This is a genomic window from Pyramidobacter sp. YE332, assembly GCF_033060595.1.
Classification (GTDB): domain Bacteria; phylum Synergistota; class Synergistia; order Synergistales; family Dethiosulfovibrionaceae; genus Pyramidobacter.
In genome coordinates this window covers 694,858-718,019 of record NZ_CP133038.1, presented here as the reverse complement: position 1 = coordinate 718,019, position 23,162 = coordinate 694,858, and the positions used below count along the sequence as shown (strand labels likewise).

Sequence of the window (23,162 nt, the reverse complement as noted above, 5' to 3'; positions counted from 1 at the left end):
TTTCGCCTTCCACGGTACGCCTTGCGGCGGCTACTCGGTGACGTCGACGCCCATCGAACGGGCGGTGCCGGCCACCATCGCGGCGGCGGCGTCCACGTCGTTGGCGTTCATGTCGGGCAGCTTGACCTTGGCGATCTCCATGACCTGGGCCATCGTCAGCTTCGCGACTTTGCTCTTGTTCGGCGCGCCCGATCCTTTTTCGATTCCCGCAGCCTTACGAATCAGCACGCTTGCAGGCGGTGTCTTGAGGATGAAGGAGAAGCTTCTGTCCGCGTAAACGGTCAGCACGGCGGGGATGATCATCCCCGGCTGAGACGCCGTTTTCGCGTTGAACTGCTTCACGAACTCCATGATGTTCACACCGTACTGGCCAAGCGCGGGTCCCACGGGCGGCGCAGGTGTGGCTTTGCCAGCGGGCAGCTGGAGTTTGACCACGCCAATGACTTTCTTTGCCATACTTAAAGACTCCTCTCGCTAATGCGCAGATTTAGTGAAGCCCGCTCCCATCGTACAAGAGACGGCGGCGGACTTATTTATCAGAGCTTTTCCAGCTCTGCATAATCCACTTCGATCTCAGTGTCGTGTCCGAAGACGTTGGCGCTGAATTTTACCTTGCCCTTGCCGGGCGAGATCTCCGTCACGGGGCCCTCCATGCCGGCGAGGGGACCGGCCGACACGCGGACGCGGTCGCCGATCTCGCAGTCGATCTCGACCTTGGGCGCCGGGGCGGCTTCCTTCTCGCCGATCTTGACGAGGATCTCGTCGATCTCGCTGTCGGTGATCGGCAGCGGATGGTTGCCGGCGCCGATGAACCCCGTCACGCCGGGCGTATGACGCACGACATACCACGACTGCTCGTCCATGATCATCTCCACCAGCACGTAACTGGGGAAGAGCTTGTGGGAAATGCGTCGCGACTTTCCATCCTTGACAACGACTCGTTCTTCCGTCGGCACGAGAACGCGGAAGATCTTGTTCTCCATGCCCATCGAAGCAATCCGCTGATCCAGGTTGGCTTTGACCTTGTTTTCATATCCAGAATAGGTCTGGACAGTGAACCATTCATGTTTTTTTCGGTCATAGTAAAAAAGGGACCCGAAAAACATCGGCCCCCTGAACCTCCCTGCAATGGAATTGGATGCCCGGCAAAAAGATCCTATCCAAGAATCTTTGAAAAAACTCCCGTCAGGACCAGATCGACGATTCCGAGATACGTCGCCACAAGGAGCGTTACAAAGATCACGACCAGAGTAGAATACCAGACTTGCTGTTTGCCAGGCCAAGTGATCTTGTTGAGTTCGGCGCGCGCTTCGCGGAGCGTGCTTTTGAGCTTATCCACAACCTTGGCCCCCTATTCTTTTTGTTTTGGTCACAACATAATGGCAGGCCCGGAAGGATTCGAACCTTCAACCCTCGGTTTTGGAGACCGACGCTCTACCAATTGGAGCTACGGACCTGCGACAATCAGGGATTATACACTACTTGCTCTCTTTGTGCAAGGTGTGTTTTCTGCAGTGCTTGCAGTACTTGTTCAGCTGAAGTTTGCCGTTCATGTTCTTCTTGTTGATGAAGGTCACGTAGTTGCGGTTCTTGCATTCAGTGCATGTAAGGCCGATCTCGTCTGCCATGACGTGCACCTCCTCTCAGTGAAAAAAAATTCCGGGAAAAATCCTCCCGCCGCCAGAGCAGGAGGATTTTTTCTTTCAAAGTCCTTTCCTTATAAAAGGCCCAGGGAGATCTACTCGAGGATCTGGGAGACGACGCCGGCGCCGACGGTGTGGCCGCCTTCGCGGATGGCGAAACGAAGGCCTTCGTTCATCGCCACGGGCGCGATCAGGTCCACTTCGAAGGTGCTGTTGTCTCCCGGCATCACCATTTCCACTCCGTCCGGAAGTTTGATGGAGCCGGTCACGTCGGTGGTGCGCACGTAGAACTGGGGTTTGTAGCCGTTGAAGAAGGGGGTGTGACGGCCGCCTTCTTCTTTCTTCAGCACGTACACTTCCGCTTTGAATTTCTTGTGGGGCTGGATGCTCCCGGGTTTCGCCAATACCTGTCCGCGTTCGACTTCGCTCTTGTCGATGCCGCGCAGCAGCGCTCCGACGTTGTCGCCGGCTTCGGCGTCGTCGAGCATTTTGCGGAACATTTCCAAGCTGGTGATGACGACTTTGCGGGTGTCTTTGATGCCGACGATCTCGGCTTCGTCGCCGGGTTTGATCACTCCGCGTTCGACTCGCCCGGTCACGACGGTGCCGCGCCCGGTGATGGTGAAGACGTCTTCGATGGGCATCAGGAAGGGTTTGTCCATTTCACGCACGGGTTCGGGGAGGTAGCTGTCGCACGCGTCAAGGAGGTCCCAGATGGGTTTGCTCCACTTGTCGTCGCGCGCTCCGGTCCCTTCTTCCAGCGCTTTCAGCGCGCTGCCGCGGATGATGGGGATGTCGTCGCCGGGGAAGCCGTATTTGCTCAGCAGTTCGCGCACTTCCATTTCCACGAGGTCGAGGAGTTCGGGGTCGTCGACGAGGTCGATTTTGTTCATGAAGACGATCAGCGCGGGGACGTTGACTTGGCGGGCGAGCAGGACGTGTTCGCGGGTCTGGGGCATGGGCCCGTCGGTGGCCGCGACGACGAGGATGGCTCCGTCCATCTGCGCCGCTCCGGTGATCATGTTCTTGATGTAGTCGGCGTGCCCGGGGCAGTCGATGTGGGCGTAGTGGCGTTTGTCGGTGGTGTACTCGATGTGGGAGATGTTGATGGTGATGCCGCGTTCTTTCTCTTCCGGCGCTTTGTCGATCTGGTCGAATTTGGTCTCTTCCGCGTAGCCTGTCTTCGACAGAACGTGAGAGATCGCCGCCGTCAGCGTCGTCTTGCCGTGGTCGATGTGCCCGATCGTTCCGATGTTCAGATGGGGCTTGCTGCGCTCAAATTTCTCTTTTGCCATTGATGTGGCCTCCCTAAAACTGAAAATTTTCGGGCCCTGCAGGGGCCGCTTATCGAAAATCAAGCCTGCGTCATCTCTCCTGCGACCGCGTCACAAAGGACCGTCGCCGACAGCTTCTTTCTCCGTTCCAGCAGACGACTCCACCGCGATGCGGGCGGAGAGGCCGCAGACGAACGTTCTGCTTTTCGCTCGTCCATACAAGAGTGAACAGGTTCTCTGGAATTTTATCAAAGTGCGCCCGTCTTGTCCACGGCCCAATCTAAAAAAACAGCGTGTCTCACCTGAAGCCTCGCCCCGCGGATCGAATTAAATTCATCATTTTGGCAGAATATTTGATCTTTCATTAAAAATTCATGCGCACTTCACAGCAAAAGATTCTCGCCCAACAAAATTTGACCTTCCCGTCATCGCCGATAAATCAATTAAAAAAAACGAACGGGCCGTTTTCCGCGCACAGCGGCGCCGCGATCCCGGCACAACAGAGGGCGGATTTCGCCGGCGCGTTTCCGCATCGCGATCGAACCGTCCGGAGGACGCGACGGAGAATCGGCCGTCGGGCTCTCTTCATGCAAAATGTTCCACGTGGAACGCACCATCGAAGGCGACCGGCTCTTTCCCGCCGCCTTCATTCCCCTCTTTTTCGCCGCAGCGCCAGCGCCAACAGCGCCCGCGGCCGCCAGACCGGCGGCACCGAATCGAAGAAACCCAGCCTTTCGCCGCCCAGGTAGTAGGCCGCTGCCAGCAGCCCGCCGGCCAGGACCGCCGCGATCCCGTTTTCCCGCAGCGGCCAGAGCGCCACGCACGACAGCGCGAAGGCGAGCGACGGCTTCCACACCGCGCGGGCCGCGTGCTTCAACGCTCCCGGCGCCAACAGCGCCGCATAGACCAGCGCCGAGCCGCCCCACGTCAGCCCCGTCGCCACGCAGAGCCCCGGCGCGCCCCACCGCGGCGCCAGCATCCAGTCCAGAAACGCGTTCAGCGCCAGCGCTCCGTAACTCACGGACAGGATCGTCTTCAGCCTGCCCGCCGCCTGCGCGTAGCGCGACAAGAACTGCCCCCACAGCATCAGCGGCAGACTCCACGCCGCCGCGGCCATGCACGGCGCCGTCAGCGCCACCGCCGCCGCGTCGAAGGCGCCGTAGCCCAGAAAGATCCTCACCAGCGGCCGGCTCAGCGCCGACATCAGCGCCGCCGGCGGAAACATGTAAAGCCAGCCCGTGCACATCACCGCTTTGAGCTGCGCTTGCGGCGTTTCGGGACAAGCCATCAGCGCGCTGACGCGATGCAGATAGATCATCAGCGCCGGCGCGAGCACGCTCTGCGGCAGCGTGTAGATCAGCCCCGCGTAGCTGAGCGCGGAAATGTTTCCCGCCGGCAGCCCCGAGGCGAAATAGCGATCCACCAGCTGATACAGCCCGCTGGCGCCGACGATGCCGACGCAGAGCAGACAATCCGCGCGCAGTTCGCGCAGCGCTTCTTTGCGCGCCGCGCCCGCAGCCCGCCAGGGGAAATCCCCCGTGGCCCGGAACGTGCCCCAGGCCAGAAGCGCCACCACCAAACTGTACATCGCCGGCACGGCGTACACGCCCCAGAAAAAAGACGCCGCCCAGATCGCCGGGATCAGCAGCGCATGCCCCAGCGCCGAGAGAGAGACCGAAAGACTGTACCTCCCCTTGAAATTGTTCCAGACCTCGAAAAAGGGCATCAGCGTCCACGCGCCCCCCCAAGGGATCAGGATCACCAGCATTCGGGCAGCCGTCTTCAGCCGCGGCGGATCGAAACGCCGCGCGAAAAACGCCGCCAGCGGCGACGAAAAAGCCGCCGTCAGCGCCGCCAGCAGCAGCGCGCCGATCAACGCCAGACGAAAGACGCGCGCCATCAGCGCCGCCGCATCCGCCTCCGTCTGCTGCCGCACCAGCCGCGGCAGCAGCGCCGATTCCGTCACATTCTGCACGATCTGGCACAGCAGCGAAAGGATCCCCATGCTGACGTAAAAAGCGTCCATGCCCGCCGATGCGCCGAACAGCCACGCCAGCATCAGCGTGCGCAGATACCCGACCGGTTTCGACAGCGCCCCCACCGTCACCGAAACCAGCGCCCCGGCGCGCGCCTCCTGCGCGCCGCAGAAAAAATCGCGAATCTTGTGCCGCACGGCCATCGTTTCACCTCGCCCGCATCTTCCATTTCAGTAAGCATAACACAAAAAACGACATGGCGCGAAACACAGTTCATCGGCCGGTCGGGATATTCGTTGACGCCGCACGTCAAAGACACTACAATAGACGTACAAAAAAGGAGACGGTCACATGCCCAGACAAAGGCCCGACGTCTCCCTTCACGAAGAAAATCCGAAAAGACCCCGCAGAGCCCAAGGTATAAGGCGGGGCTTTCCGGCAAAAACGACGAAACGACTTCCGAAGCCGGAGGCACAACGCCGATAAGGAGGAATCCCCATGACAACCACCGACAAAATCTTCGATAAAACCCTTTCGCGCCGTTACAAGGCGGGAATCGTCGCTCAGCGGGACAGCAAACTGGACGACGAAAAACGCGCGATTCTTCACAGCATTATAACCGAACGCAAAGACGCTCTCGATGCCCTTGCCAAATATTGAGTGGCTCTCGCCCGAAAGCATCGACGACGTGATCGAATCCCTGCGTTGTCGATACGCAGACGACCCGATCTCCATTATCAATGAAGAACCTATCGAATACGTTCTTCATCTCGAAGCTTTATCGTGCTACTACGATGACGACGTGTACCGTTTGGCAGCGGTGATTTTTCGCTCCATCATACAAGGACACCCGCTGCAGGACGGAAACAAGCGAATGGGAATGTTGCTCGGCACGTACTTTTTAAAGATCAACGGTTATACGCTTACAGCCGGCAACGACGAATTTTTGAACACGGCGCTCGAAATCGCCAGAGGCGAACTTCATCTTCAAGGCATTTATCAATGGCTTCTCAAGCGCGCCCAACCAGGTTAAACGTTCCGACGCGTCACAAAAGCGCGCACAAGATTCCCCATAATGTAAAGAAGCGCTGAAAAAAGACTTCCAGCGCTTCTTTTCATAGGGAGCAGGAGGATAAAAAAGCGGAGCTGCCGAGGCAGCCCCGCTTTTCGCGTTTGCGGAGATTCGACTAGAAAGCAAGGAACGTACGGAAGCGGATCTGGTTGTCGTCGTACTTGAAACCCCACCCGGCATCGTCGCTCACATCGATGTCGTTATAGGCAAGTTCGAAGCGAAGGTTGGGGCTGTACTGGTAGCCGACGCCCACCGTCCACTCCTTAGCATCGCCAACTTTATCCATGTCGTACTTGGCGTAACGCTCAAAGGTATGCCACTTGTCGTTCCACTTCTGCTTAGCGCCGACAAAGATAACGTTCATATCCTGAAGGACAGGATTGGCTTCCAGCATATCCTTTACCCCGGGCGCGACAAACACTTCGTCATTGAAAGCATAAGGCGTATTCTGAAGGACAAAGCCTTCGTCGAACTTGGCGTATTCAACCCACAGAGAGGTGAACTTGAGCGCGTCCTGGCTGACGTCGAGGGCAACCTTCCACGCCTTGGGATCATCAGCATCAGCGTGCGCAGATACCCGACCGGTTTCGACAGCGCCCCCACCGTCACCGAAACCAGCGCCCCGGCGCGCGCCTCCTGCGCGTCGCAGAAAAAAAATCGCGAATCTTGTGCCGCACGGCCATCGTTTCACCTCGCCCGCATCTTCCATTTCGGTAAGCATAACACAAAAAACGACATGGCGCGAAACACAGTTCATCGGCCGGTCGGGATATTCGTTGACGCCGCACGTCAAAGACACTACAAGAGACGTACAAAAAAGGAAACACTATATGCTCCGGACATCTTTCATGCCGACTTTCAATTCAACGTCCTCACTGAAAGCCGGCATGAAAGATGCGGTAAAATGTTCTGTTCGAATGACGCCTATTTCTAATACACAGCATTACGTAGTATTGCACTGCGGTCAAAAAGTGTTATAATTTTCTCGAAAGGAGTGATCTGTATGGCACTCGCCACAATGTCCGTGCGCGTCGACGAGGACACCAAAAAGCAAGTCGAGGCGTTCTGCGCCGACGTCGGCATGAATCCGTCCACCGCCGTCAACCTCTTTTTCAAGGCCATGCTCAGAGAAAACCGCATCCCCTTCGAGATCGAAAGAGATCCCTTTTACGCCCCGGCCAACATGGCGCACCTGCGCCGCAGCGTTGCCCAGGCCGAAGCGGGACGCCTCACCCCCACGAATTGATCGAAGTCGACTGAGCATGCAGAAGACATGGACAGATGAAGCGTGGGGCGATTATCTCTGGTGGCAAAGCCGCGACCGAAAGATTGTCGGGCGCATCAATCAGTTGCTGAAAGACATCGATCGCAACCCCTACGAAGGCATCGGCAAACCGGAACCGCTGAAATACGACCTGCAAAGGTACTGGAGCCGCCGCATCACCGCCGAGCACCGGCTCGTCTACCGCGTCGAAAACGATCATATCGTCGTCATCTCCTGCCGCACGCACTATGCCTGACAATAAATCCGCGCCGTTCCGGGGCAGCGCTGCCCCGGAATGGCGCGGATTTATTGTCGGGCATCAGGCCGGGACGGCGCCGAATTCGACGCCGTCCCGGCATAGGAAAAGCGGAGCTGCCGAGGCAGCCCCGCTTTTTGAGTTTGCGGAGATTCGACTAGAAGGTGAGGTAGGTGCGGAAGCGGATCTGGTTGTTGTCGTAGTTAGGATCGTTCCAACGACCATCCATGTCGGCGTAAGCCAGTTCGAAGTACAGATTGGGGGTGTACTGGTAACCGATGGCAACGCTCCACTCTTTGGCATCGCCAACCGTATCCATATCGTACTTGACGTAACGCTCGACCGTGCTCCACTTGTCGTTCCATTTCTGTTTGGCTTTGACAAAGAGAACGTCGGTGTCCTGAGCGCTCTTGAAGCTCGTATGATCGGGCCAGACGATGTCGCTGAAGCTCCAAGGGCTATTTTCAAGGATAAAGCCCTGATCGATCTTGGCATACTCGACCCACAGAGAGGTGAACTTGAGCACGTCCTGATCGACGACAAGAGCCGCCCTCCAGGCCTTGGGATCGTCGACGCCAGCAACAAGCACACTGTCAGCCGCGATGTCTTCCATGTAGTAAGCACCGCGCAGTTCAAGGCCTTCCATGAACTTGAAACCGAGGTCAGCCCAGTAAGCCTTGTAGTTGGAGTCATCGACATTCTGCCACAGACCATTGACGCTCAACCAGAACTTCTCGCTGAAGTCGAACTTCAGGCGGGCGCCGTAGTACTCGTTGCTGTCGTTAGCAGTATAGACATTATCGCCCTTATGGGAAGCAGCAAAACCCTCGACGGTGAACATGCCGCGGCTGTACTTCAGATCGAAGCCACGATAATGGTCATCCATGAAGAACGTGCTGTTGTCCGCGCCCCAGCCGTTATCGTCTTCCCAGTTCAGCTCGAACTGACCGCCCTTGAGCGTCAGGCCTTCCATGCCCATGAAATCGCGGGCAGTAAGCCACCAGCGGTCGAACGTGTCCTTGTGCCAGCGGGCGTCAAACGTGATGCCGTCGGTCAGATCTTTGTGCAGGAACAGACGGGCGCGGTTGAACTCGAATCCGTCAGTCTTTTTGCCTTTTGTGTCCTCATCCTTATCCCAAGCATTGTAGTCGAAGCGCATCTGTCCGCTGATCTTCCATCCGCCCACGCCCTTTTCAAGAGCGCTCAGGCGGCTGTCGAAGCCGTCCACTTTCACGCCCAAGGCTTCCAGCTCGGGCTGGAATTCCACCACCAGCGCCTTCAGCTTCTCCAGGTCTTCGCCGCTCAGGCCGCCCGCGGCCATCATGCGCGCCACCATCGTCGCGATCTCGTAGCGCGTCATGGCGCGGTTGCCCTTGAACGTCCCGTTCGGATAACCTTCCAGGATGCCCTTCGCGCTCAGCTGCTCCACGGCGTCGTACGCCCAGTGGTTCATCGGCACGTCGCTGAACGGGTTCGCGGCGAACGCGGGCGCGGCTGCGGCCGCCAGCGACGCGGCGGCCACTACGGCGAGCATTTTCTTCATACTCATTCTCAAAACTCCTCCTCGAACGATTTTTTGCGCGCTTCTCGAATTCGGCTTCGCGAGCGGGGAGAAGTCTCTTCGGGAGTTTCCTCGTTGCCTCGCCGCTTCTTCTTCGGCCCGTTTCGCCCAGCTTTTTTCGAGCGATCCTGTTTTCGTCGCAGGATCCTTCCTGCACGCGCCTTAATATTAGCAAAAATTTTTTGTTTTGCAACCCCTCGCCCAACGCCGACGATTTTAGATTTCGATCGTTGATTTTACTGGTATCTTATTACGTTCACCGCAGAGCGTCCGCATTTACAACGTAAACAATACAAAAAACTTCGACAATGTTCTATTTTTTATATCCAATCAAGTAATTACAATGGATTTTATCTCTATGACCTGAACAAAAAAATCCCTTTCGCAAAAATTCTTCACCAAAAATTTTCAGCGACTGGTCCGTATTTTTTTCAGTATTTTGTCCATGGACTGCGGAGAGCTCGTCTCCCGTAATTCCGTTTCTTGATAAAAAGCGTTAACATAGTTTGCAGGGCGCTGCGGGGAGTTCGGCCGCTCAGGACTGCCTCGACCGCTGCGCGGCCCGCGCAGCCCGCTTTGCGAATCTCCCTCGCAGCGCCCTTGCGTTCACCCTTTTAATTGAGAAACAGTATAAAAAAGCCGCCGTCGCGCTCCTCAGCGCGGCGGCGGCTTTTTCCTCTTCAATTGACGCGCCGGTTAAAAGCTCAGCATGGTGCGGAAGCGCACCTGCTTGTTGTCGTAATCCTTCATGTTGACGGCGCCGTCCTGATCGTTGTAGGCCAGTTCAAAATACAGGCCGGGGCTGTATTGGTAGCCGACGCCGACGGTCCACTCGCGCGGCGCCGGCGACAGGCTGTCGACGTCGTAACGGGCATACCGTTCGAACGTGCTCCAGCGCTCGTTCCACTGCTGACGCGCGCCCACGAACCACACGCCGGTATCGCCCGCGAGCGAGAAATTGCGTCTCGCGCCGCGGCGCGGCCAGTCGACGTCGTCGTTGAACGACCAAGGAACGTTGTCGAGGCGGAAGCCCGCGTCGATCTGGGCGTATTCCAGCCAGATGCTGGTGAAGCGCAGTTTTTCCTGGCCGAGGTCGAGAATCACCTTCCAGGCTTTGGGATCGTCGGCCGCCGTGGGAACGCCGTAATAGTCCGCCAGCCCGTCGTTCAGATCCTGCCGGTAATAAGCGCCGCGGAAGGCGATGCCGTCGGAAAGCGCGTATCCCAACCCGGCCCAGTACGTGTTGAAACCGGCGTCGTTCTCGTTGCGCCACAGGCCGTTCAGGCTCAGCCAGGCGCGCTCGCCCAGATTGACCTTGAGGCGGGCGCCGTAATGTTCGTCGCTCGCGTTGGCGGCGTAAACCGAATCGCCGTCGTCGGCGCGCTGCGAGGCGGCGAACGCCGCCAGCTCCACGGCGCCGGCATCTTTCTTCAGGCTGGCGCCGCGATAGGCGGAGCCCATGAAGAACCCGTGGCGGTCATGATAGAGGCGGTCCTCGTCTTCCCAGTCAAGCGCAAATTGTCCGGCCTTGAAGGTCAGCCCCCAGCCGAGGAAATCGGCCGCCGTCACCCAAAAACGGTCGAACGTGCCGTCGCTCCAACGCGCGTCGAAGCCGACCCCGCCGCCAAGATCGCGGTGCAGGTAAAGCCGGGCCTCGTCGAACGTAAAGCCGTCGCTCAGCGCGCCCGAACCGGGCAGATCGTTGTCCCAGGCGTTGTAATCGAACCGCAGGGTCCCGCCGATCTTCCAGCCGCCCAGCCCCTTTTCGAGGGCGCCCAGACGGCCGTCGAGACGGTCGGTCCTCACGCCGAGGGCTTCCAGTTCGGGACGGAATTCGGCCGCGAGATCGTTAAGACGGGCCCGGTCTTCGCCGCTCGCGCCGCCGTTGACCAGCGCGCGGGCCACCATGACGGCGATCTCGTAGCGGCTCATGGCGCGCCCGCCCTTGAACGCGCCGTCGGGATAGCCTTCGAGGATCCCCTTGGCGCCGAGTTCGGCCACGGCGTCATAAGCCCAGTGGCCGGCGGGCACGTCGCCGAACGGCTCGGCGCGCGCGGCGGAAAGCGCCGCCAACGCGAGCGCCGCCGCAAGCAAAAGAGTTCTGCGGATATTCATTTTCGCTTCACCCCGCTTTTCGAAAGACGGAAATTTCCTGCGCCGCGACGGCGGACACGGGAGAAAAAGGCCGGCGGACCGGCCGATCGACGGCATTCGTCACCGCGCGGCCACACGCTCGCGAACCGCGCGCCACTATAATACCATTTTTCGCAGCCGATGGCGAATCGTAGAATCAAAATCAATCATATTTGATTGACCGTTTTGCCAATTCCCGATATGATTGCTACAGACAAAAAATGCGTCTTGGAATAAAAATAGTCTGCAGGAGGAAAAAAGATGAGAATCAAAAGAAATCGATACCTGAACGCGCTCATCCGAAAAAAGACAACGGGCGCGTCAAAATTATTACCGGCATCAGACGCTGCGGCAAGTCTTATCTGCTTTTTGAACTCTATAAGGACTATCTGCTGGAAAACGGCGTTCGGAAAGAGCAGATCATCGAAATGCCGCTCGATGAAATCGAAAATATCCGGTTCCGAAATCCGTTCGAACTCGACGCGCATATCAAAGATAAAATTGCGGACACGTCCCGGCGGCACTACGTTTTTATTGACGAGATACAGTTATGCGCGGAGGTTCCCAATCCGTACGTGGATACCCCCGATGAAAAAGTAACGTTTATCGACACGGTGCTTGGCCTGATGAAGATCAAAAACGTGGACGTCTACGTCACCGGCAGCAACTCCAAAATGCTTTCCAAAGAGGTGCTGACGCAGTTCCGGGACAGAGGCGATGAAATACGGGTGTTTCCGCTGTCCTTTGCCGAGTTCTGTCCGGCATATGAAGAGGTCCGCTCAAGGTCTCCCATTCCGGCTTCGTCATCCTCCTCGTTCTTCGACGCCCGTACCGGGGACGCATGGAGGGATTACTGCACGTACGGCGGCATGCCTTACCTTTTGTCTCTGGAAACGCCGGAAGAAAAGAGTCAGTATCTGAAGAATTTGTTCGAAGAGACCTACATCAAAGACATTATCGAGCGGAACGACATCAGGAACGACAAGGAAATTCTTGAAATTCTGCTGGATTTCGTTTCGTCGGCGATCGGCTCGCTGACGAATCCATCCAAACTGGAAGCTCGCTTCCGTTCGGAAAAAAAGATCAAAGTTTCCCATAACACGATCGCAGGCTATCTCGACTACTTCAGGGAAGCCTACATTCTGGACAGCGCCAAGCGGTATGACATCAAAGGCGCGGGGTATTTCTCCACTCCGCTGAAATACTATTTCACGGATATTGGTCTGAGAAATGCACGGCTGAATTTCAGGCAGATCGAAGAAACTCACATTATGGAGAATATCATTTACAATGAGCTGATCCGCCGCGGATATAACGTCGACGTCGGCGTTGTACAGTATAACAGCCGCAGAAAAACCGAGAAGGGAGAAAAAAGGGCGACGATCCAGCTCGAAGTGGATTTTGTAGTAAACCAGGGGAATCGGAGATATTACATTCAATCAGCCCTCCATATCGACGAACCGCAAAAAAAGGAACAGGAAATCAACTCTCTGAACCGCATCGACGATTCTTTCAGAAAGATCGTTGTGACCAAGGACAATATCATTCCGTGGCATGACGAAAAAGGCATTCTGTACCTCGGCGTGCAGGATTTTCTGCTGAACGAACAGGCAATCGATCTGTAACAACAATTCCTGATCAAAACAATGAATTTCCAGAACGTTCCTGAACGAAAGACAAGGCGAGTGCGCCGGAAATGGCGCGCCGCCTTGTCTTTTTGTCGTCGCGTCTCCGCCCAGCGCAGATCTTCAATGAAACACCTTACACTATTTCTCAATTAAAATGCCGAACTATACTCATTCTCGATATAAAGCGTGCCGTTCCTCCGAGAACGCGAAAAGGCGGCTGCCCGAAAGCAGCCGCCTCTGTTTTTGCAGACACGAATTGGATTTAGAACGTCAGCAGGGTGCGGAAGCGGATGACTTTGTCGTCCGTGATTTTGTCGGCGCCCTTGGTCAGGCCGCTGCCGAAGTCCATGTTGTCGTAGGACAGCTCGAAGTAGAGGTTGGGGGTGTACTGATAGCCGACGCCGACCGCCCACTCTTTGACCTTGTCGCCCGCATCGGGCTTGTACTGGCCGTAACGTCCGAAGGTGCTCCACTTGTCGTTCCACTCCTGCTTGGCGGCGACCAGCCACGCTTCGACGTCGCCCGTGCCGTTCCAGGCATATTCTTCGAAGTAATCGCCCAGCTTGCTGAATGCGTAGGGAAGATTCTGAGCCATAAAGCCGTCGTCGAACTTGACGTACTCGGCCCACAGAGACGTGAACTTGAGCACGTCCTGGCTGACGTCGAGGGCGACCTTCCACGCCTTGGGATCGTCGATGGCGGCGCCGTCGATATCCTGCATGTAATAAGCGCCCTTCAGTTCGAAGCCTTCGGCGAACTTGAAACCGAGGCCGGCCCAGTAGGTTTTGTATTTATCCGTGTCGTCGTTCATCCACAGGCCGTTGACGCTCAGCCAAAGCTTCTCGTTGAAGTTCAGCTTCAGGCGGGCGCCGTAGTACTCGTTGCTGGCGTTGGCATCGTAGATGCTGACGCCGTCATCGCCTATGTTGGAAGCGGCGAAGCCGCTCACCTCGGCCAGGCCGAACGTCTTGCTGAGGCCGAAGCCGCGATAGGGTACCCCATGAACAGGCCGCTGTCTTCGTGTTCGCCGTAGTACAGGCCGTCGTCGTCTTCCCAGTCGATGTCGAACTGACCGGCCTTAAGAGTAAGACCTTCCCAGCCGAGGAAGTCCTCGGCGGTCAGCCAGAAGCGGTCAAAGACGCCGTCGCCGTATTCGGCGTCGAAGCTCAGGCCGTCGGCCAGATCCTTGTGCAGGAACAGGCGCGCGCTGTCGAACTCGAAGCCGTGCTTATTGAGCGTCAGATCGTTGTCGCCGGATACGAAGTCGAACTGCATTTCGCCGCTGATCTTCCATCCGCCCACGCCCTTTTCAAGAGCGCTCAGGCGGCTGTCGAAGCCGTCCACTTTCACGCCCAAGGCTTCCAGCTCGGGCTGGAACTCCACCACCAGCGCCTTCAGCTTCTCCAGGTCTTCGCCGCTCAGGCCGCCCGCGGCCATCATGCGCGCCACCATCGTCGCGATCTCGTAGCGCGTCATGGCGCGGTTGCCCTTGAACGTCCCGTTCGGATAACCTTCCAGGATGCCCTTCGCGCTCAGCTGCTCCACGGCGTCGTACGCCCAGTGGTTCATCGGCACGTCGCTGAACGGATTCGCGGCGAACGCGGGCGCGGCTACGGCCGCCAGCGACGCGGCGGCCACTACGGCGAGCATTTTCTTCATACTCATTCTCAAAACTCCTCCTCGAACGATTTTTTGCGCGCTTCTCGAATTCGGCTTCGCGAGCGGGGGAGAAGTCTCTTCGGGAGTTTCCTCGTTGCCTCGCCGCTTCTTCTTCGGCCCTGTCGCCGCCTCTTTGAAAAGCGAATCCCGTCGCAAAAACAGGATCTAACGCATGATCATTATAGTTAGTCTGTCATAACTAATCAATGCTCGAGAACTTTAAATCCCCTTTTCAAAATAAAGCCATTTCGGCGCAATCAAACAAAAACCACTACGGAGGCCCGTGTCTCCGTAGTGGTTTTGTTTCAAAACATGAAGTTATGAATTAAGCACGCCTCGATAGGATTCGGGAATACACGACAAACAGCTTAAATCGCTTAGATTTCTTTGCGGAGTTCTCAGTTATTCGGCAGTATCACGGAAGGTCCTTTTCGTCTAAGATATTCTTTATGGTTGTATAGATTATTTTCATTTCAAAGGAGCAGATGAAAAAACATGAATATGAAAAAGATTTTCCTTTCCGCCACGCTCGCGCTCGCTCTCGCCGCAGCTTCGGCGGCGGCCGCGCCGCTGGACGCCTTCAAGGGCATGTCCGGTACGATGGACATCGCCGGCGGGACGGCGCACATCCCCGTGATGAAGGAAGCGGCCAAGCGCATCATGGGCGTCAATCCCGAGATCCGCATCACCGTGGCCGGCGGCGGCTCGGGCGTGGGCGTCAAGCAGGCGGGCGAAGGTCTGGTCGCCATCGGCAACACGGGCCGCCCTCTGAAAGAAAAGGAAATCGCCCAGTACGGGCTGAAGACGTTCCCCTTCGCCATCGACGGCGTGGCGGTCGTGATCAATCCCGCCAATCCCGTCGGCGCGCTGACGAAGGAACAGGTGGCGGCGATCTACGCCGGTACGGTCAAGGACTGGTCGGAAGTGGGCGGCACGGCGGGCGCCATCAACGTGTTCGGGCGCGAAGACGGTTCGGGCACGCGCGAAGTGTTCACCGACAAGGTGATCAACAAGGGCGAGCTGGCCCCCGGCGTGAACGTGGTCAACTCCAACGGCGCGATGAAGACGGCCGTCGGCGGCGACGAGCGCGCCATCGGCTACGTGGGCATCGGCCACATCGACGCCTCCGTGAAAGCGCCGACGCTGGACGGCATGACGGCGACGCAGGAGAACGCGGCCGACGGTTCCTACACGGTGGTGCGCGACCTGTTCATGAACACGAAGGGCGAGCCGGAAGGCCTGACGAAGGCGTTCATCGACTACATCTACACCGACGAGGGCGCCGAGATCATCCGCAAAAGCGGCTACATTCCCCTGCCCCGCAAATAACGGGACGCGGGAAAAGTTCTCGCAGCGCACAATTCACGCGGGGAAAGCTTCGGCGCTTTCCCCGCGTCGTCGTATCCATATCGTGACGAGCGTTCCGCCGCTTTTCGCGTCGGGGCGATAAATATTCGGGGCAATAAATAAAGGAAGATGATTCGATGACGGAAAACGGAGCGCCGCTGTGGCTCTCGGCCGCGGCGGCCTGCGTGGGGGCGCTGATGGCGTCGGTGTTCGGCTTTATCATCGTCTGCGCGCTGCAGGCGGCGCTCGGCGGCGACGCGGCGGCGCTGATGGGCGACGCGTGGCGGCCCGACGCCGGGCAGTACGGCATCGCGCCGATGGTCTGGGCGACGCTGGTCCTGTCGCTGTCGGCGCTGGCGCTGTCGTGGTGTCTGTCGCTGGGCTGCGCCTGTTTCATGCGCGGGCTGGCGCCCCGCGGGGCGGCGCGCGCTCTCGGCGCGGTGATCCGCTTCATGACGGCGGTGCCGACGGTGGTGTACGGTTTCGTTTCGGTGTTCCTGCTCGTGCCGCTGGTGCGGCGCTCTCTGGGCGGATCGGGGCTGTGCTGGCTGTCGGCGGGGCTGGTCCTCAGCCTGCAGATCCTGCCGGCGATGACGCTGGTGATCGACGGCGCGCTCCGCGCCATGGAGGAGCGCACGGCGCTGACGACGGCGGCACTCGGGCTGTCGCCCGCGCAGTCGCTGGCGTGGATCGGGCTGCCGGCGTCGCGCCGCGCGCTGCTCAGCGCCGCGACGCTGGGATTCGGCCGGGCCGTGGGCGACACGCTGATCCCGACGATGCTGGCCGGCAACGCCGTGCAGTATGCGCGCACGCCGCTGCAGGCCATGCGGACGCTCTCCGCTCACATTGGTCTGATCACCTCGACGGACGTGACCGGACAGGCGTACCATTCGCTGTTCGCGGCCGGCGGCCTGCTGCTGTTTTTCAGCGCCGCGGCCAGTTTGACGGTGCGTCGCCTGAAGACGCAAAAGGAGAAAAGCGCATGAGGAGCCGGGCGCTGCTGATTCTTTCGTGGGGCGCGGCGCTGATCGTGCCCGCCGCCGTCGGCGCCATGCTGTGGCATCTGTGCGCCGAAGGCGCCCCGGAGCTGGGGCTGGAACTGTTCTTCGGCGACGCGCCGCCGCTAAAGGCGATACTCGGTCAGTTTCCCGTCTGGGACGGCATCTGGCCGGCGGCCGCGGGCACGCTGTCGCTGCTGGCGCTGACGATGGCGCTGGCGTTGCTCCCCGGCGTCGGCTGCGGCGCGTACCTGGCCTGCTTCGCCGGGCCGAAGGCAAAGCGCTGGCTCGGCCTGGCAGTCGATTTGCTGGCGGGCGTGCCGTCGATCGTGATGGGGCTGTTCGGTTTCATGCTGATTTTGGCGCTGCGGCGGCTGTTCGCGCCCGAGGCCACCACGTGCCTGCTGCTGTCGGCGTTCTGTCTGGCGCTGCTGGTGCTGCCGCCGCTGATCATCACGACGCGGACGGTGCTGGAAAGCCTTCCCGACGGACTGCGGCTGACGGGCGAGGCGTTGGGACTGACGCCCTGGCAGACGGCGCGCCATCTGCTGCTGCCCGCGGGCGGACGGGGCATCCTCGGCGGCGTGATGCTGGCGCTGGGACGCGCCGCCGAGGACACGGCGGTGATCATGGTCACGGGGGCGGTCGCCAACGCGGGGCTGCCCGCCGGGTTGACGGCCAAGTACGAGGCGCTGCCGTTCTTCATCTTCTACATCTCGGCGCAGTACGCCGACCAGAACGATCTGCGGCGCGGCTTCGGCGCGGCGCTGGTACTGCTGATCCTCTCGGGCGCGCTGCTGCTGTGCGCCCATGCCCTGCAAAGGAGCCTCGAACGAAAATGGAAAGGAGAGCGCCCATGAGTCTGTGCGCGCGCATCGAAAACCTGAACGTCTGCGCCGGCGCGCAGAACATTCTCAGCGGTCTGTCGCTGGAATGTCCCGACCGGGCGATCACGGTGCTGGTCGGTCGCAGCGGCTCGGGCAAGACGACGCTGCTGCGGTCGCTGAACCGGCTGAACGACTGTTTTCCGGCGCTGCGCACGTCGGGCCGCGTGGAGCTGAAAATCGGCGGCCGCCTGCGGGCCGTCGACGACGCGTCGCTGCCGCTGCCGGAGCTGCGCCGCCGCGCCGGCATGGTCTTTCAGTCGCCCAATCCGCTGCCGTTGAGCGTCGCCCGCAACGTGCTGCTGCCCTTGCAGCTGACGCTGGGGCTAAAGGGAACGGAGGCCGAGGGGCGCATGAAGCAGGCGCTCGAGCAGGTGGGGCTGTGGGAAGAGGTCGCCGGCCGCCTGCATCAGTCCGCGGCATCGCTGTCGGGCGGCCAGCAGCAGCGCCTCTGTCTGGCGCGCACGCTGGCTCTGGAACCCGACGTGCTGCTGCTGGACGAACCGACCGCGTCGCTCGACCGCCGCGCCGCCGAGGTCGTCGAAGATCTGCTGCTGTCGCTGAAAGAACGTTATCCGATCGTGATGGTCTCGCACAGCCTGCTCCAGGCGCGCCGCCTCGCCGACCGCCTCGCCGTGCTGCGCGGCGGCGCGCTGCGCCAAATTTTCGACGCCGCCGAACTGCCCGCGGGCGGCGAAGGCGAGCTGTTCATCGAACGTCTGCTGTAAACAAAAACCGCCACGGAGACACGAAGATACAAAGAAAGGCGGGAAACGGTCGCCGCGCCGCGGCAAAAACATGAGGGAAGCCGGCAGGAGAACAATTTCCTGCCGGCTTCCCTCGTATTTCTATAGTTCATGTTTTTCGCTTTTCTCAGTGTCTCCGTGGCAGCTTTTGTCTTGACCTTCGCCCCTACGCCTCTCAGCCTTCACCGCAGACGGCTTCGGCGACGCGGCGGCAGAAGAGCGCGGCCTTTTCCCGATCCGGCTGCAGCATGGTCAGCGCCGCGGCAGCCACGGGGCGCTTGCCGTCGGGACAGAGGATCCCCGCGTCGTATTCGCTGCCGGGAAACGAAGCGCCGAAATGCGCCAGGCATTTTTCTCCCACGGACGCGAACTTGTCATCGCCCCGAAATTCCGACATCAGCGCCAGCAGGCGCCGGCAACTGGCCTCCGACAGGCCTTCGCGGCCGATCAAACGGCGGAAGAACGCGGCCGCGTCCTCGGCGCAGGTGACGTTGCCCCGCAGCGATTCGTTCTCGCCCACCGGGCGACGGATCTCCGTCTGCGTCATGCCGGCGCGGCGGGCCGCGGCGTTGACCGCTTCCATGCCGAGCGCGCCGATCAGCGCGTTGGCCGCTTCCACGCTGCCGCCGCAGACGTCGCGGGCCGCGTTTTCCCAGCTCATGGAAGCGCCGGGAAGCGGTTCTTCCAGCTTGAGTCCGTCCGCCTCGACGCGCTCGAAAAGATTCCACAGCGCCGGCAGCGCCGCCATCAGCCCGGCGGGCACAAACCGGCCGCCGTTATAGACAAGCTGCAGGTCCGCCGCGCCGTCGTAAACGGCCGCCGCCGGCGCGCCGCCGTCGGCGCCGGCGATCGCCCGCAGAACGCCGCCTTTCCAGTTTTCAGGCATGAAAACTCCTCCTTATGAATGATCCTGCAAGAGTGTAAACGCTCCCGCCGCCGCTGTCAATTTTCCGCGGCGGCTTTTTGGGCTTCCCGCGGTCCTTGCAATTTTTCGCTTTGTGTGTCAAAATATTTGTAGAAGCAAAGAAGTGTTTTTTGCTCGGAATTCACCCGCTGCCGGAGAACGATGCGGCGGCCGTTAATCTTAAGGAGGTCATTCACATGCAGGAAAGAAAAGGCGTCGTCACGATGAAGGGGAATCCGCTCACGCTGGTCGGACCGGAGCTGAAAGTCGGCGACAAGGCGCCCGATTTCATCGTGGTCGACACGGCCATGGCGCCCAAATCGCTGAAGGATTACGAGGGCAAGATCAAGGTGCTCTCCGTGACGCCGTCGCTGGACACGCCCGTCTGCGATCTGCAGGCCACGTGGTTCAACGAGGACACGGCCGAGCTGGGCGACGTGTACGTGCTCAACGTTAGCATGGATCTGCCCTTCGCGTTGAAGCGCTACTGCGCCGCCAAGGGCTTCGACAAGGTGGCGACGCTCTCCGACCACCGCGAGGCGTCGTTCGGCACGGCCTACGGCGTGCTGCTCAAGGAACTGCGCCTGCTGGCCCGCGCCGTGTTCGTGGTCGACCGCGACGACGTGATCCGCTATATCGAAGTGGTGCCCGAGGCCACCAACTCCATCGACTACGACAAGCTGCTGGAGGCCGTCAAGGCGCTGGCGTAAGGACAAAACACGAATACCGCTCCACAAAAACGCCCCTCGAAAGCCGGAACGTTTCCGGCCTTCGAGGGGTATTTTCGCGGCATTTTTCGTGTGCGGCACAAGAAGAAAAGCCTGTCGTGTCACTCTGGTCGACCGAAAGAGCCGCCTTCTCCTGCGCCGCGAAGCGGAAAGCAAGACCGCCGACGACTGCGTCGACAGGACCATCATCGACCTGCTGAAAGATCTGCCGCATAAGAACATCACGCCCGACCGTGGCTGCGAGTTCTCCAACTGCGAACAGATCAACACCGGTCTTGGGGGAATCGAATTCTATTATCCCGAGCCGCATCAACCATGGCAGAGGGGAACGAACGAGAACGCCAACGGGCTTTTGAGGGAATACTTCTCAAGAGGAAGGACGTCACGGATATCCCCGACGAAATTATCCAAATGTATGTCAGCCGCTTCAACACGCGACCTCGTAAATGTCTTGGCTGGAAACCTCCTGATGAGATTTTCCACTCGACTTCGTTGCTCTTAGCTTGAATATTCGCACCGGCGCGTGATATATTTATAGTTAGCTGCAACTAATTCAAATTCGAAAAAGACGAATGGGAGGCGATCGGCACGAAAAATTACGAAGAACTTTCCCGCCGTCATTTCAACAGACAGGCCGCCGTCTACGACGAAAACACCGGCATGTACTATTCCGGCCCGGCCAGGGTCAGCGGCGCCGACGCGCTGGCGTATCTCCGGGAGATACGATACGAATCGCTGCTCGACGTCGGCTGCGGCACGGGCTTTCTTCTCGACGGACTGGCCCGGCAGCGGCGCGCCGTTTACAAGGGGCTTGACATCTCGGAAGGGATGATCGACGTCGCGCGCGGGAAAAAGATCCCCGGCGCGGAATTCGTTTTGGGAAGCGCCGACAAACTGCCCTGGAAGGACGGCGTTTTCGACGTCGTCACGTGCATCCAGAGCTTTCACCATTATCCCTACGCCGACGAGGCCGTGCGGGAAGTTTATCGCGTTTTGAGGCCGGGAGGGCTGTATCTGCTCTCCGACACGGGCGTCGGCGGACTGGGGGCGTGGCTCGACAACCGCATCATTTTCCCGCTGCTGCGAAGCGGCGACTGCCGCAGCGAAAACCGGCACGCCGCCGCGGCGCGCATGGAGCGTCACGGCTTCGCGGTGATCAGAAACGAACGGCTGCGCGGGCTGATCTATACCGTCGTCGGCCGCAAGCCGAAAGCGGATTGACAGGAAGGGGGCGCATTTGTATCATGAAAGCCGATTACAAAAATTGGGTGCCGAAGGGGCTGATCGCGGCGCTGCTGGCCGCGTCGGCGACGGGCGGGCTGTGTTTCGCCGCCTTCGGAGCCGCCGGCTGGGGCGTAGGACGGACGGCCCGGATCGCTTGGACCGTCGCCGCCGGGACGATCTGCGCGCTCTGCGGCCTTCTCGCGGCGCAGTTCATCGTCATGTACCGCGCCTTTTCCTATAATGGCAAACGGCAGCTGGCGCGCCAGATCGTGGAGGGCACGGCGCGGTACGTCGAACTGCCGCCGGGAGGCCGCGGACTGGACGTGGGCTGCGGCAGCGGCGCGCTGACGATCGCCTGCGCCAAGCGCAATCCGCAGGGTTCCATGCTGGGCATCGACCGCTGGGGACGCGAGTACGCCTCGTACAACAAGCCGCTTTGCGAGCGCAACGCGGCGGCCGAGGGCACGAGCAACGTCGGCTTCGCCCGCGGCGACGCGCTGAAGCTGGACTTTCCCGACGAAAGTTTCGACGCCGTGACCAGCAACTACGTGTATCACAACGTGCGCGGCGCCGACAAACGGGAACTGCTTCTGGAAACGCTGCGCGTGCTGAAGAAGGGCGGCGTCTTCGCCATCCACGACCTGATGACGCCGTCGCGCTACGGCGACATGCGGGAGTTCGTCCGCGAACTGAAGCGGCGGGGGTATGAAGAAGTTCAGCTGCTCGACACGACCACAGGCATGTTCATGAGCCCGGCGGAGGCCCGACGTCTGATGCTCACGGGCTCGGCGCTGCTGACGGGAAGAAAATGACGGGAGTGAAATCATCGTGACAAACGCTGTTCACGTGACCGCGGGGCTTTTGATCCCGTTTCTGGGCACGAGCCTGGGCGCGGCCTGCGTCTTCTTCATGAAGGGCAACCTGAGGGAAAACGTGCAGAAGAGCCTTACCGGCTTCGCTGCCGGCGTGATGGTGGCCGCTTCCGTGTGGAGCCTGCTGATCCCGGCCATCGATCTGGCGGCGGACTACGGCCGGGGCGCCGTCGTGCCGTCGGTCGCCGGCTTCTGGCTGGGGATCCTGTTTCTGCTGCTGCTCGACCACGCCATTCCGCACCTGCACCAGTTCAGTGAGGAGGCGGAGGGGCCGCGCAGCCGTCTGGCACGCACGACGATGATGGTTCTGGCGGTGACGATCCACAACGTGCCCGAGGGCATGGCCGTCGGCGTGGTCTACGCCGGCCTGTTGTCGGGCACGGCGAACATCACGCCGATGAGCGCGCTGGCGCTGGCTGTCGGCATCGCCATCCAGAACTTTCCGGAAGGCGCGATCATCTCCATGCCGCTCCACGCCGAAGGGCAGAACAAATGGAAAGCGTTCACGGGCGGCGTGCTCTCCGGCGCCGTCGAGCCGCTGGGCGCGGCCGGCACGCTGCTGGCCATCGGCCTTGTCGTACCGGCCATGCCCTATCTGCTCAGTTTCGCCGCCGGCGCCATGCTCTATGTCGTCGTCGAAGAACTGATCCCGGAGATGTCGCAGGGCCCCCACTCCGACTGCGGCACGCTCTCGTTCGCTCTGGGATTCAGCGTCATGATGGCGCTGGACGTGATGCTGGGGTGAGAACGGCGGCGGGACAAAAAATGCCGCGGAGACGCCAGGCCACGGAGAGACGCGGCAAACGCCGCGTCATCACGCTGATAAAAGCGGGATCGGCCAGCCCGGTTCACCGATCGCGCGTATCGTGTTTTTCCGTTTTTTTTCTGTGCCTCCGTGCTGGCCTTCGTTCCCATCCCCACGCATCGATAAACAGCTCATGATAAATTAATTCAAGAAGCCTCCGGAAAATCCCGCGTTCCTGCGGAACTTCC

General features: G+C 59.8%; 25 protein-coding genes and 1 tRNA gene. 13 read left to right on the top strand and 13 right to left on the bottom strand.

Annotated elements, in window-relative coordinates; all coding sequences use genetic code 11:
* Positions 1-30 precede the first annotated feature (30 nt).
* The 7 genes from rplK to RAH42_RS03270 all read right to left on the bottom strand — a co-directional run bounded on the left by rplK (position 31) and on the right by RAH42_RS03270 (position 5,096).
* Entirely contained in the window at positions 31-456 is a 426-nt protein-coding gene (rplK, locus tag RAH42_RS03300; RefSeq protein WP_078016863.1) for a 50S ribosomal protein L11, read from the bottom strand.
* A gap of 80 nt (positions 457-536) precedes the next feature.
* The gene (gene nusG / locus RAH42_RS03295; protein ID WP_317539964.1) at positions 537-1,106 is read right to left on the bottom strand and encodes a transcription termination/antitermination protein NusG; all 570 of its coding nucleotides are present in this window, start codon (positions 1,104-1,106) and stop codon (positions 537-539) included.
* Between the two features lie 50 nt (positions 1,107-1,156).
* On the bottom strand, positions 1,157-1,339 hold the full coding sequence (gene secE / locus RAH42_RS03290; RefSeq protein ID WP_078016861.1) for a preprotein translocase subunit SecE: 183 nt from the start codon (positions 1,337-1,339) through the stop codon (positions 1,157-1,159).
* A 41-nt stretch (positions 1,340-1,380) separates the two neighbouring features.
* A tRNA-Trp gene (locus tag RAH42_RS03285) sits at positions 1,381-1,457 on the bottom strand.
* A 21-nt stretch (positions 1,458-1,478) separates the two neighbouring features.
* Positions 1,479-1,628, bottom strand: coding sequence for a 50S ribosomal protein L33 (gene rpmG / locus RAH42_RS03280; RefSeq protein ID WP_078016860.1), 150 nt, complete (start codon positions 1,626-1,628; stop codon positions 1,479-1,481).
* Positions 1,629-1,738: 110 nt separating this feature from the next.
* Positions 1,739-2,938, bottom strand: coding sequence for an elongation factor Tu (gene tuf, locus RAH42_RS03275; protein ID WP_078017178.1), 1,200 nt, complete (start codon positions 2,936-2,938; stop codon positions 1,739-1,741).
* Between the two features lie 625 nt (positions 2,939-3,563).
* Positions 3,564-5,096, bottom strand: a complete 1,533-nt coding sequence (locus RAH42_RS03270) for a lipid II flippase MurJ (RefSeq protein ID WP_120373171.1) — start codon at positions 5,094-5,096, stop codon at positions 3,564-3,566.
* A gap of 295 nt (positions 5,097-5,391) precedes the next feature.
* Here RAH42_RS03270 and RAH42_RS03265 point away from each other — a divergent pair, with 295 nt between their 5' ends.
* Entirely contained in the window at positions 5,392-5,553 is a 162-nt protein-coding gene (locus RAH42_RS03265; protein ID WP_009164375.1) for a hypothetical protein, read from the top strand.
* A complete protein-coding gene (locus tag RAH42_RS03260) occupies positions 5,534-5,926 on the top strand; it encodes a type II toxin-antitoxin system death-on-curing family toxin (RefSeq protein ID WP_078015576.1) in 393 nt (130 codons plus the stop codon). The genes RAH42_RS03265 and RAH42_RS03260 overlap by 20 nt, the downstream gene beginning before the upstream one ends.
* A 154-nt stretch (positions 5,927-6,080) precedes the next feature.
* Here RAH42_RS03260 and RAH42_RS03255 read toward each other — a convergent pair whose 3' ends face one another.
* Entirely contained in the window at positions 6,081-6,686 is a 606-nt protein-coding gene (locus tag RAH42_RS03255) for a hypothetical protein (RefSeq protein ID WP_078015577.1), read from the bottom strand.
* A 282-nt stretch (positions 6,687-6,968) separates the two neighbouring features.
* On the opposite strand from RAH42_RS03255, the gene RAH42_RS03250 reads away from it, so the two are divergent.
* Positions 6,969-7,211, top strand: coding sequence for a type II toxin-antitoxin system RelB/DinJ family antitoxin (locus RAH42_RS03250; protein WP_317539963.1), 243 nt, complete (start codon positions 6,969-6,971; stop codon positions 7,209-7,211).
* Between the two features lie 16 nt (positions 7,212-7,227).
* Positions 7,228-7,485 (top strand): Txe/YoeB family addiction module toxin, encoded by a 258-nt coding sequence (locus tag RAH42_RS03245; RefSeq protein ID WP_078015579.1) that lies wholly within the window; start codon positions 7,228-7,230, stop codon positions 7,483-7,485.
* Positions 7,486-7,642: 157 nt separating this feature from the next.
* On the opposite strand, the gene RAH42_RS03240 is transcribed toward RAH42_RS03245, so the two are convergent.
* Complete coding sequence (locus RAH42_RS03240; RefSeq protein ID WP_078015580.1) at positions 7,643-9,034, bottom strand: S-layer homology domain-containing protein; 1,392 nt, start codon at positions 9,032-9,034, stop codon at positions 7,643-7,645.
* Positions 9,035-9,742: 708 nt separating this feature from the next.
* On the bottom strand, positions 9,743-11,161 hold the full coding sequence (locus RAH42_RS03235; protein ID WP_120373167.1) for an S-layer homology domain-containing protein: 1,419 nt from the start codon (positions 11,159-11,161) through the stop codon (positions 9,743-9,745).
* Between the two features lie 239 nt (positions 11,162-11,400).
* Here RAH42_RS03235 and RAH42_RS03230 point away from each other — a divergent pair, with 239 nt between their 5' ends.
* Positions 11,401-12,804, top strand: a complete 1,404-nt coding sequence (locus RAH42_RS03230) for an ATP-binding protein (RefSeq protein ID WP_317539962.1) — start codon at positions 11,401-11,403, stop codon at positions 12,802-12,804.
* A 265-nt stretch (positions 12,805-13,069) separates the two neighbouring features.
* Here RAH42_RS03230 and RAH42_RS03225 read toward each other — a convergent pair whose 3' ends face one another.
* Together RAH42_RS03225 and RAH42_RS03220 are read right to left on the bottom strand one after the other, a co-directional pair.
* On the bottom strand, positions 13,070-13,756 hold the full coding sequence (locus RAH42_RS03225; RefSeq protein WP_317539961.1) for a hypothetical protein: 687 nt from the start codon (positions 13,754-13,756) through the stop codon (positions 13,070-13,072).
* Positions 13,753-14,472, bottom strand: a complete 720-nt coding sequence (locus tag RAH42_RS03220) for an S-layer homology domain-containing protein (RefSeq protein WP_317539960.1) — start codon at positions 14,470-14,472, stop codon at positions 13,753-13,755. The genes RAH42_RS03225 and RAH42_RS03220 overlap by 4 nt, the downstream gene beginning before the upstream one ends.
* Positions 14,473-14,967: 495 nt before the next feature.
* On the opposite strand from RAH42_RS03220, the gene RAH42_RS03215 reads away from it, so the two are divergent.
* From RAH42_RS03215 to RAH42_RS03200, 4 genes are all read left to right on the top strand, one after another.
* On the top strand, positions 14,968-15,795 hold the full coding sequence (locus tag RAH42_RS03215) for a phosphate ABC transporter substrate-binding protein (protein WP_317539959.1): 828 nt from the start codon (positions 14,968-14,970) through the stop codon (positions 15,793-15,795).
* 155 nt (positions 15,796-15,950) lie between these two features.
* Positions 15,951-16,799 carry an ABC transporter permease subunit gene (locus tag RAH42_RS03210; RefSeq protein WP_317539958.1) on the top strand — a complete coding sequence of 283 codons (849 nt, stop codon included), beginning with the start codon at positions 15,951-15,953 and terminating at the stop codon, positions 16,797-16,799.
* Positions 16,796-17,671, top strand: coding sequence for an ABC transporter permease subunit (locus RAH42_RS03205; RefSeq protein ID WP_317539957.1), 876 nt, complete (start codon positions 16,796-16,798; stop codon positions 17,669-17,671). The genes RAH42_RS03210 and RAH42_RS03205 overlap by 4 nt, the downstream gene beginning before the upstream one ends.
* Positions 17,668-18,423, top strand: coding sequence for a phosphate ABC transporter ATP-binding protein (locus tag RAH42_RS03200; protein ID WP_078015584.1), 756 nt, complete (start codon positions 17,668-17,670; stop codon positions 18,421-18,423). The genes RAH42_RS03205 and RAH42_RS03200 overlap by 4 nt, the downstream gene beginning before the upstream one ends.
* Before the next feature lie 193 nt (positions 18,424-18,616).
* On the opposite strand, the gene RAH42_RS03195 is transcribed toward RAH42_RS03200, so the two are convergent.
* Entirely contained in the window at positions 18,617-19,327 is a 711-nt protein-coding gene (locus RAH42_RS03195; RefSeq protein ID WP_078015585.1) for a serine hydrolase, read from the bottom strand.
* 215 nt (positions 19,328-19,542) lie between these two features.
* Here RAH42_RS03195 and tpx point away from each other — a divergent pair, with 215 nt between their 5' ends.
* The 4 genes from tpx to RAH42_RS03175 all read left to right on the top strand — a co-directional run bounded on the left by tpx (position 19,543) and on the right by RAH42_RS03175 (position 22,914).
* Entirely contained in the window at positions 19,543-20,055 is a 513-nt protein-coding gene (gene tpx, locus RAH42_RS03190) for a thiol peroxidase (protein ID WP_296426084.1), read from the top strand.
* 678 nt (positions 20,056-20,733) lie between these two features.
* Positions 20,734-21,294: a class I SAM-dependent methyltransferase gene (locus tag RAH42_RS03185; RefSeq protein ID WP_199674692.1), complete on the top strand. Its 561-nt coding sequence runs from the start codon at positions 20,734-20,736 to the stop codon at positions 21,292-21,294.
* A gap of 23 nt (positions 21,295-21,317) precedes the next feature.
* The gene (locus RAH42_RS03180) at positions 21,318-22,109 is read left to right on the top strand and encodes a class I SAM-dependent methyltransferase (protein ID WP_078015589.1); all 792 of its coding nucleotides are present in this window, start codon (positions 21,318-21,320) and stop codon (positions 22,107-22,109) included.
* Positions 22,110-22,125: 16 nt separating this feature from the next.
* Positions 22,126-22,914: a ZIP family metal transporter gene (locus tag RAH42_RS03175; protein ID WP_120372173.1), complete on the top strand. Its 789-nt coding sequence runs from the start codon at positions 22,126-22,128 to the stop codon at positions 22,912-22,914.
* The last annotated feature ends 248 nt before the right edge of the window (positions 22,915-23,162 follow it).

Excerpts from the sequence above, each read along its gene's own strand:
- RAH42_RS03240 (WP_078015580.1), bottom strand. The coding sequence starts at position 9,034 with ATGAGTATGAAGAAAATGCTCGCCGTAGTGGCCGCCGCGTCGCTGGCG.
- RAH42_RS03270 (WP_120373171.1), bottom strand. The coding sequence starts at position 5,096 with ATGGCCGTGCGGCACAAGATTCGCGATTTTTTCTGCGGCGCGCAGGAG.
- RAH42_RS03215 (WP_317539959.1), top strand. The coding sequence starts at position 14,968 with ATGAAAAAGATTTTCCTTTCCGCCACGCTCGCGCTCGCTCTCGCCGCA.
- RAH42_RS03205 (WP_317539957.1), top strand. The coding sequence starts at position 16,796 with ATGAGGAGCCGGGCGCTGCTGATTCTTTCGTGGGGCGCGGCGCTGATC.
- RAH42_RS03245 (WP_078015579.1), top strand. The coding sequence starts at position 7,228 with ATGCAGAAGACATGGACAGATGAAGCGTGGGGCGATTATCTCTGGTGG.
- RAH42_RS03185 (WP_199674692.1), top strand. The coding sequence starts at position 20,734 with ATGTACTATTCCGGCCCGGCCAGGGTCAGCGGCGCCGACGCGCTGGCG.
- RAH42_RS03200 (WP_078015584.1), top strand. The coding sequence starts at position 17,668 with ATGAGTCTGTGCGCGCGCATCGAAAACCTGAACGTCTGCGCCGGCGCG.
- nusG (WP_317539964.1), bottom strand. The coding sequence starts at position 1,106 with ATGTTTTTCGGGTCCCTTTTTTACTATGACCGAAAAAAACATGAATGG.
- tpx (WP_296426084.1), top strand. The coding sequence starts at position 19,543 with ATGCAGGAAAGAAAAGGCGTCGTCACGATGAAGGGGAATCCGCTCACG.
- RAH42_RS03265 (WP_009164375.1), top strand. The coding sequence starts at position 5,392 with ATGACAACCACCGACAAAATCTTCGATAAAACCCTTTCGCGCCGTTAC.
- RAH42_RS03235 (WP_120373167.1), bottom strand. The coding sequence starts at position 11,161 with ATGAATATCCGCAGAACTCTTTTGCTTGCGGCGGCGCTCGCGTTGGCG.
- tuf (WP_078017178.1), bottom strand. The coding sequence starts at position 2,938 with ATGGCAAAAGAGAAATTTGAGCGCAGCAAGCCCCATCTGAACATCGGA.
- RAH42_RS03195 (WP_078015585.1), bottom strand. The coding sequence starts at position 19,327 with ATGCCTGAAAACTGGAAAGGCGGCGTTCTGCGGGCGATCGCCGGCGCC.
- RAH42_RS03180 (WP_078015589.1), top strand. The coding sequence starts at position 21,318 with ATGAAAGCCGATTACAAAAATTGGGTGCCGAAGGGGCTGATCGCGGCG.
- rpmG (WP_078016860.1), bottom strand. The coding sequence starts at position 1,628 with ATGGCAGACGAGATCGGCCTTACATGCACTGAATGCAAGAACCGCAAC.
- rplK (WP_078016863.1), bottom strand. The coding sequence starts at position 456 with ATGGCAAAGAAAGTCATTGGCGTGGTCAAACTCCAGCTGCCCGCTGGC.
- RAH42_RS03210 (WP_317539958.1), top strand. The coding sequence starts at position 15,951 with ATGACGGAAAACGGAGCGCCGCTGTGGCTCTCGGCCGCGGCGGCCTGC.
- RAH42_RS03255 (WP_078015577.1), bottom strand. The coding sequence starts at position 6,686 with ATGCTTACCGAAATGGAAGATGCGGGCGAGGTGAAACGATGGCCGTGC.
- RAH42_RS03250 (WP_317539963.1), top strand. The coding sequence starts at position 6,969 with ATGGCACTCGCCACAATGTCCGTGCGCGTCGACGAGGACACCAAAAAG.
- RAH42_RS03230 (WP_317539962.1), top strand. The coding sequence starts at position 11,401 with ATGCGTCTTGGAATAAAAATAGTCTGCAGGAGGAAAAAAGATGAGAAT.
- RAH42_RS03220 (WP_317539960.1), bottom strand. The coding sequence starts at position 14,472 with ATGAGTATGAAGAAAATGCTCGCCGTAGTGGCCGCCGCGTCGCTGGCG.
- RAH42_RS03260 (WP_078015576.1), top strand. The coding sequence starts at position 5,534 with ATGCCCTTGCCAAATATTGAGTGGCTCTCGCCCGAAAGCATCGACGAC.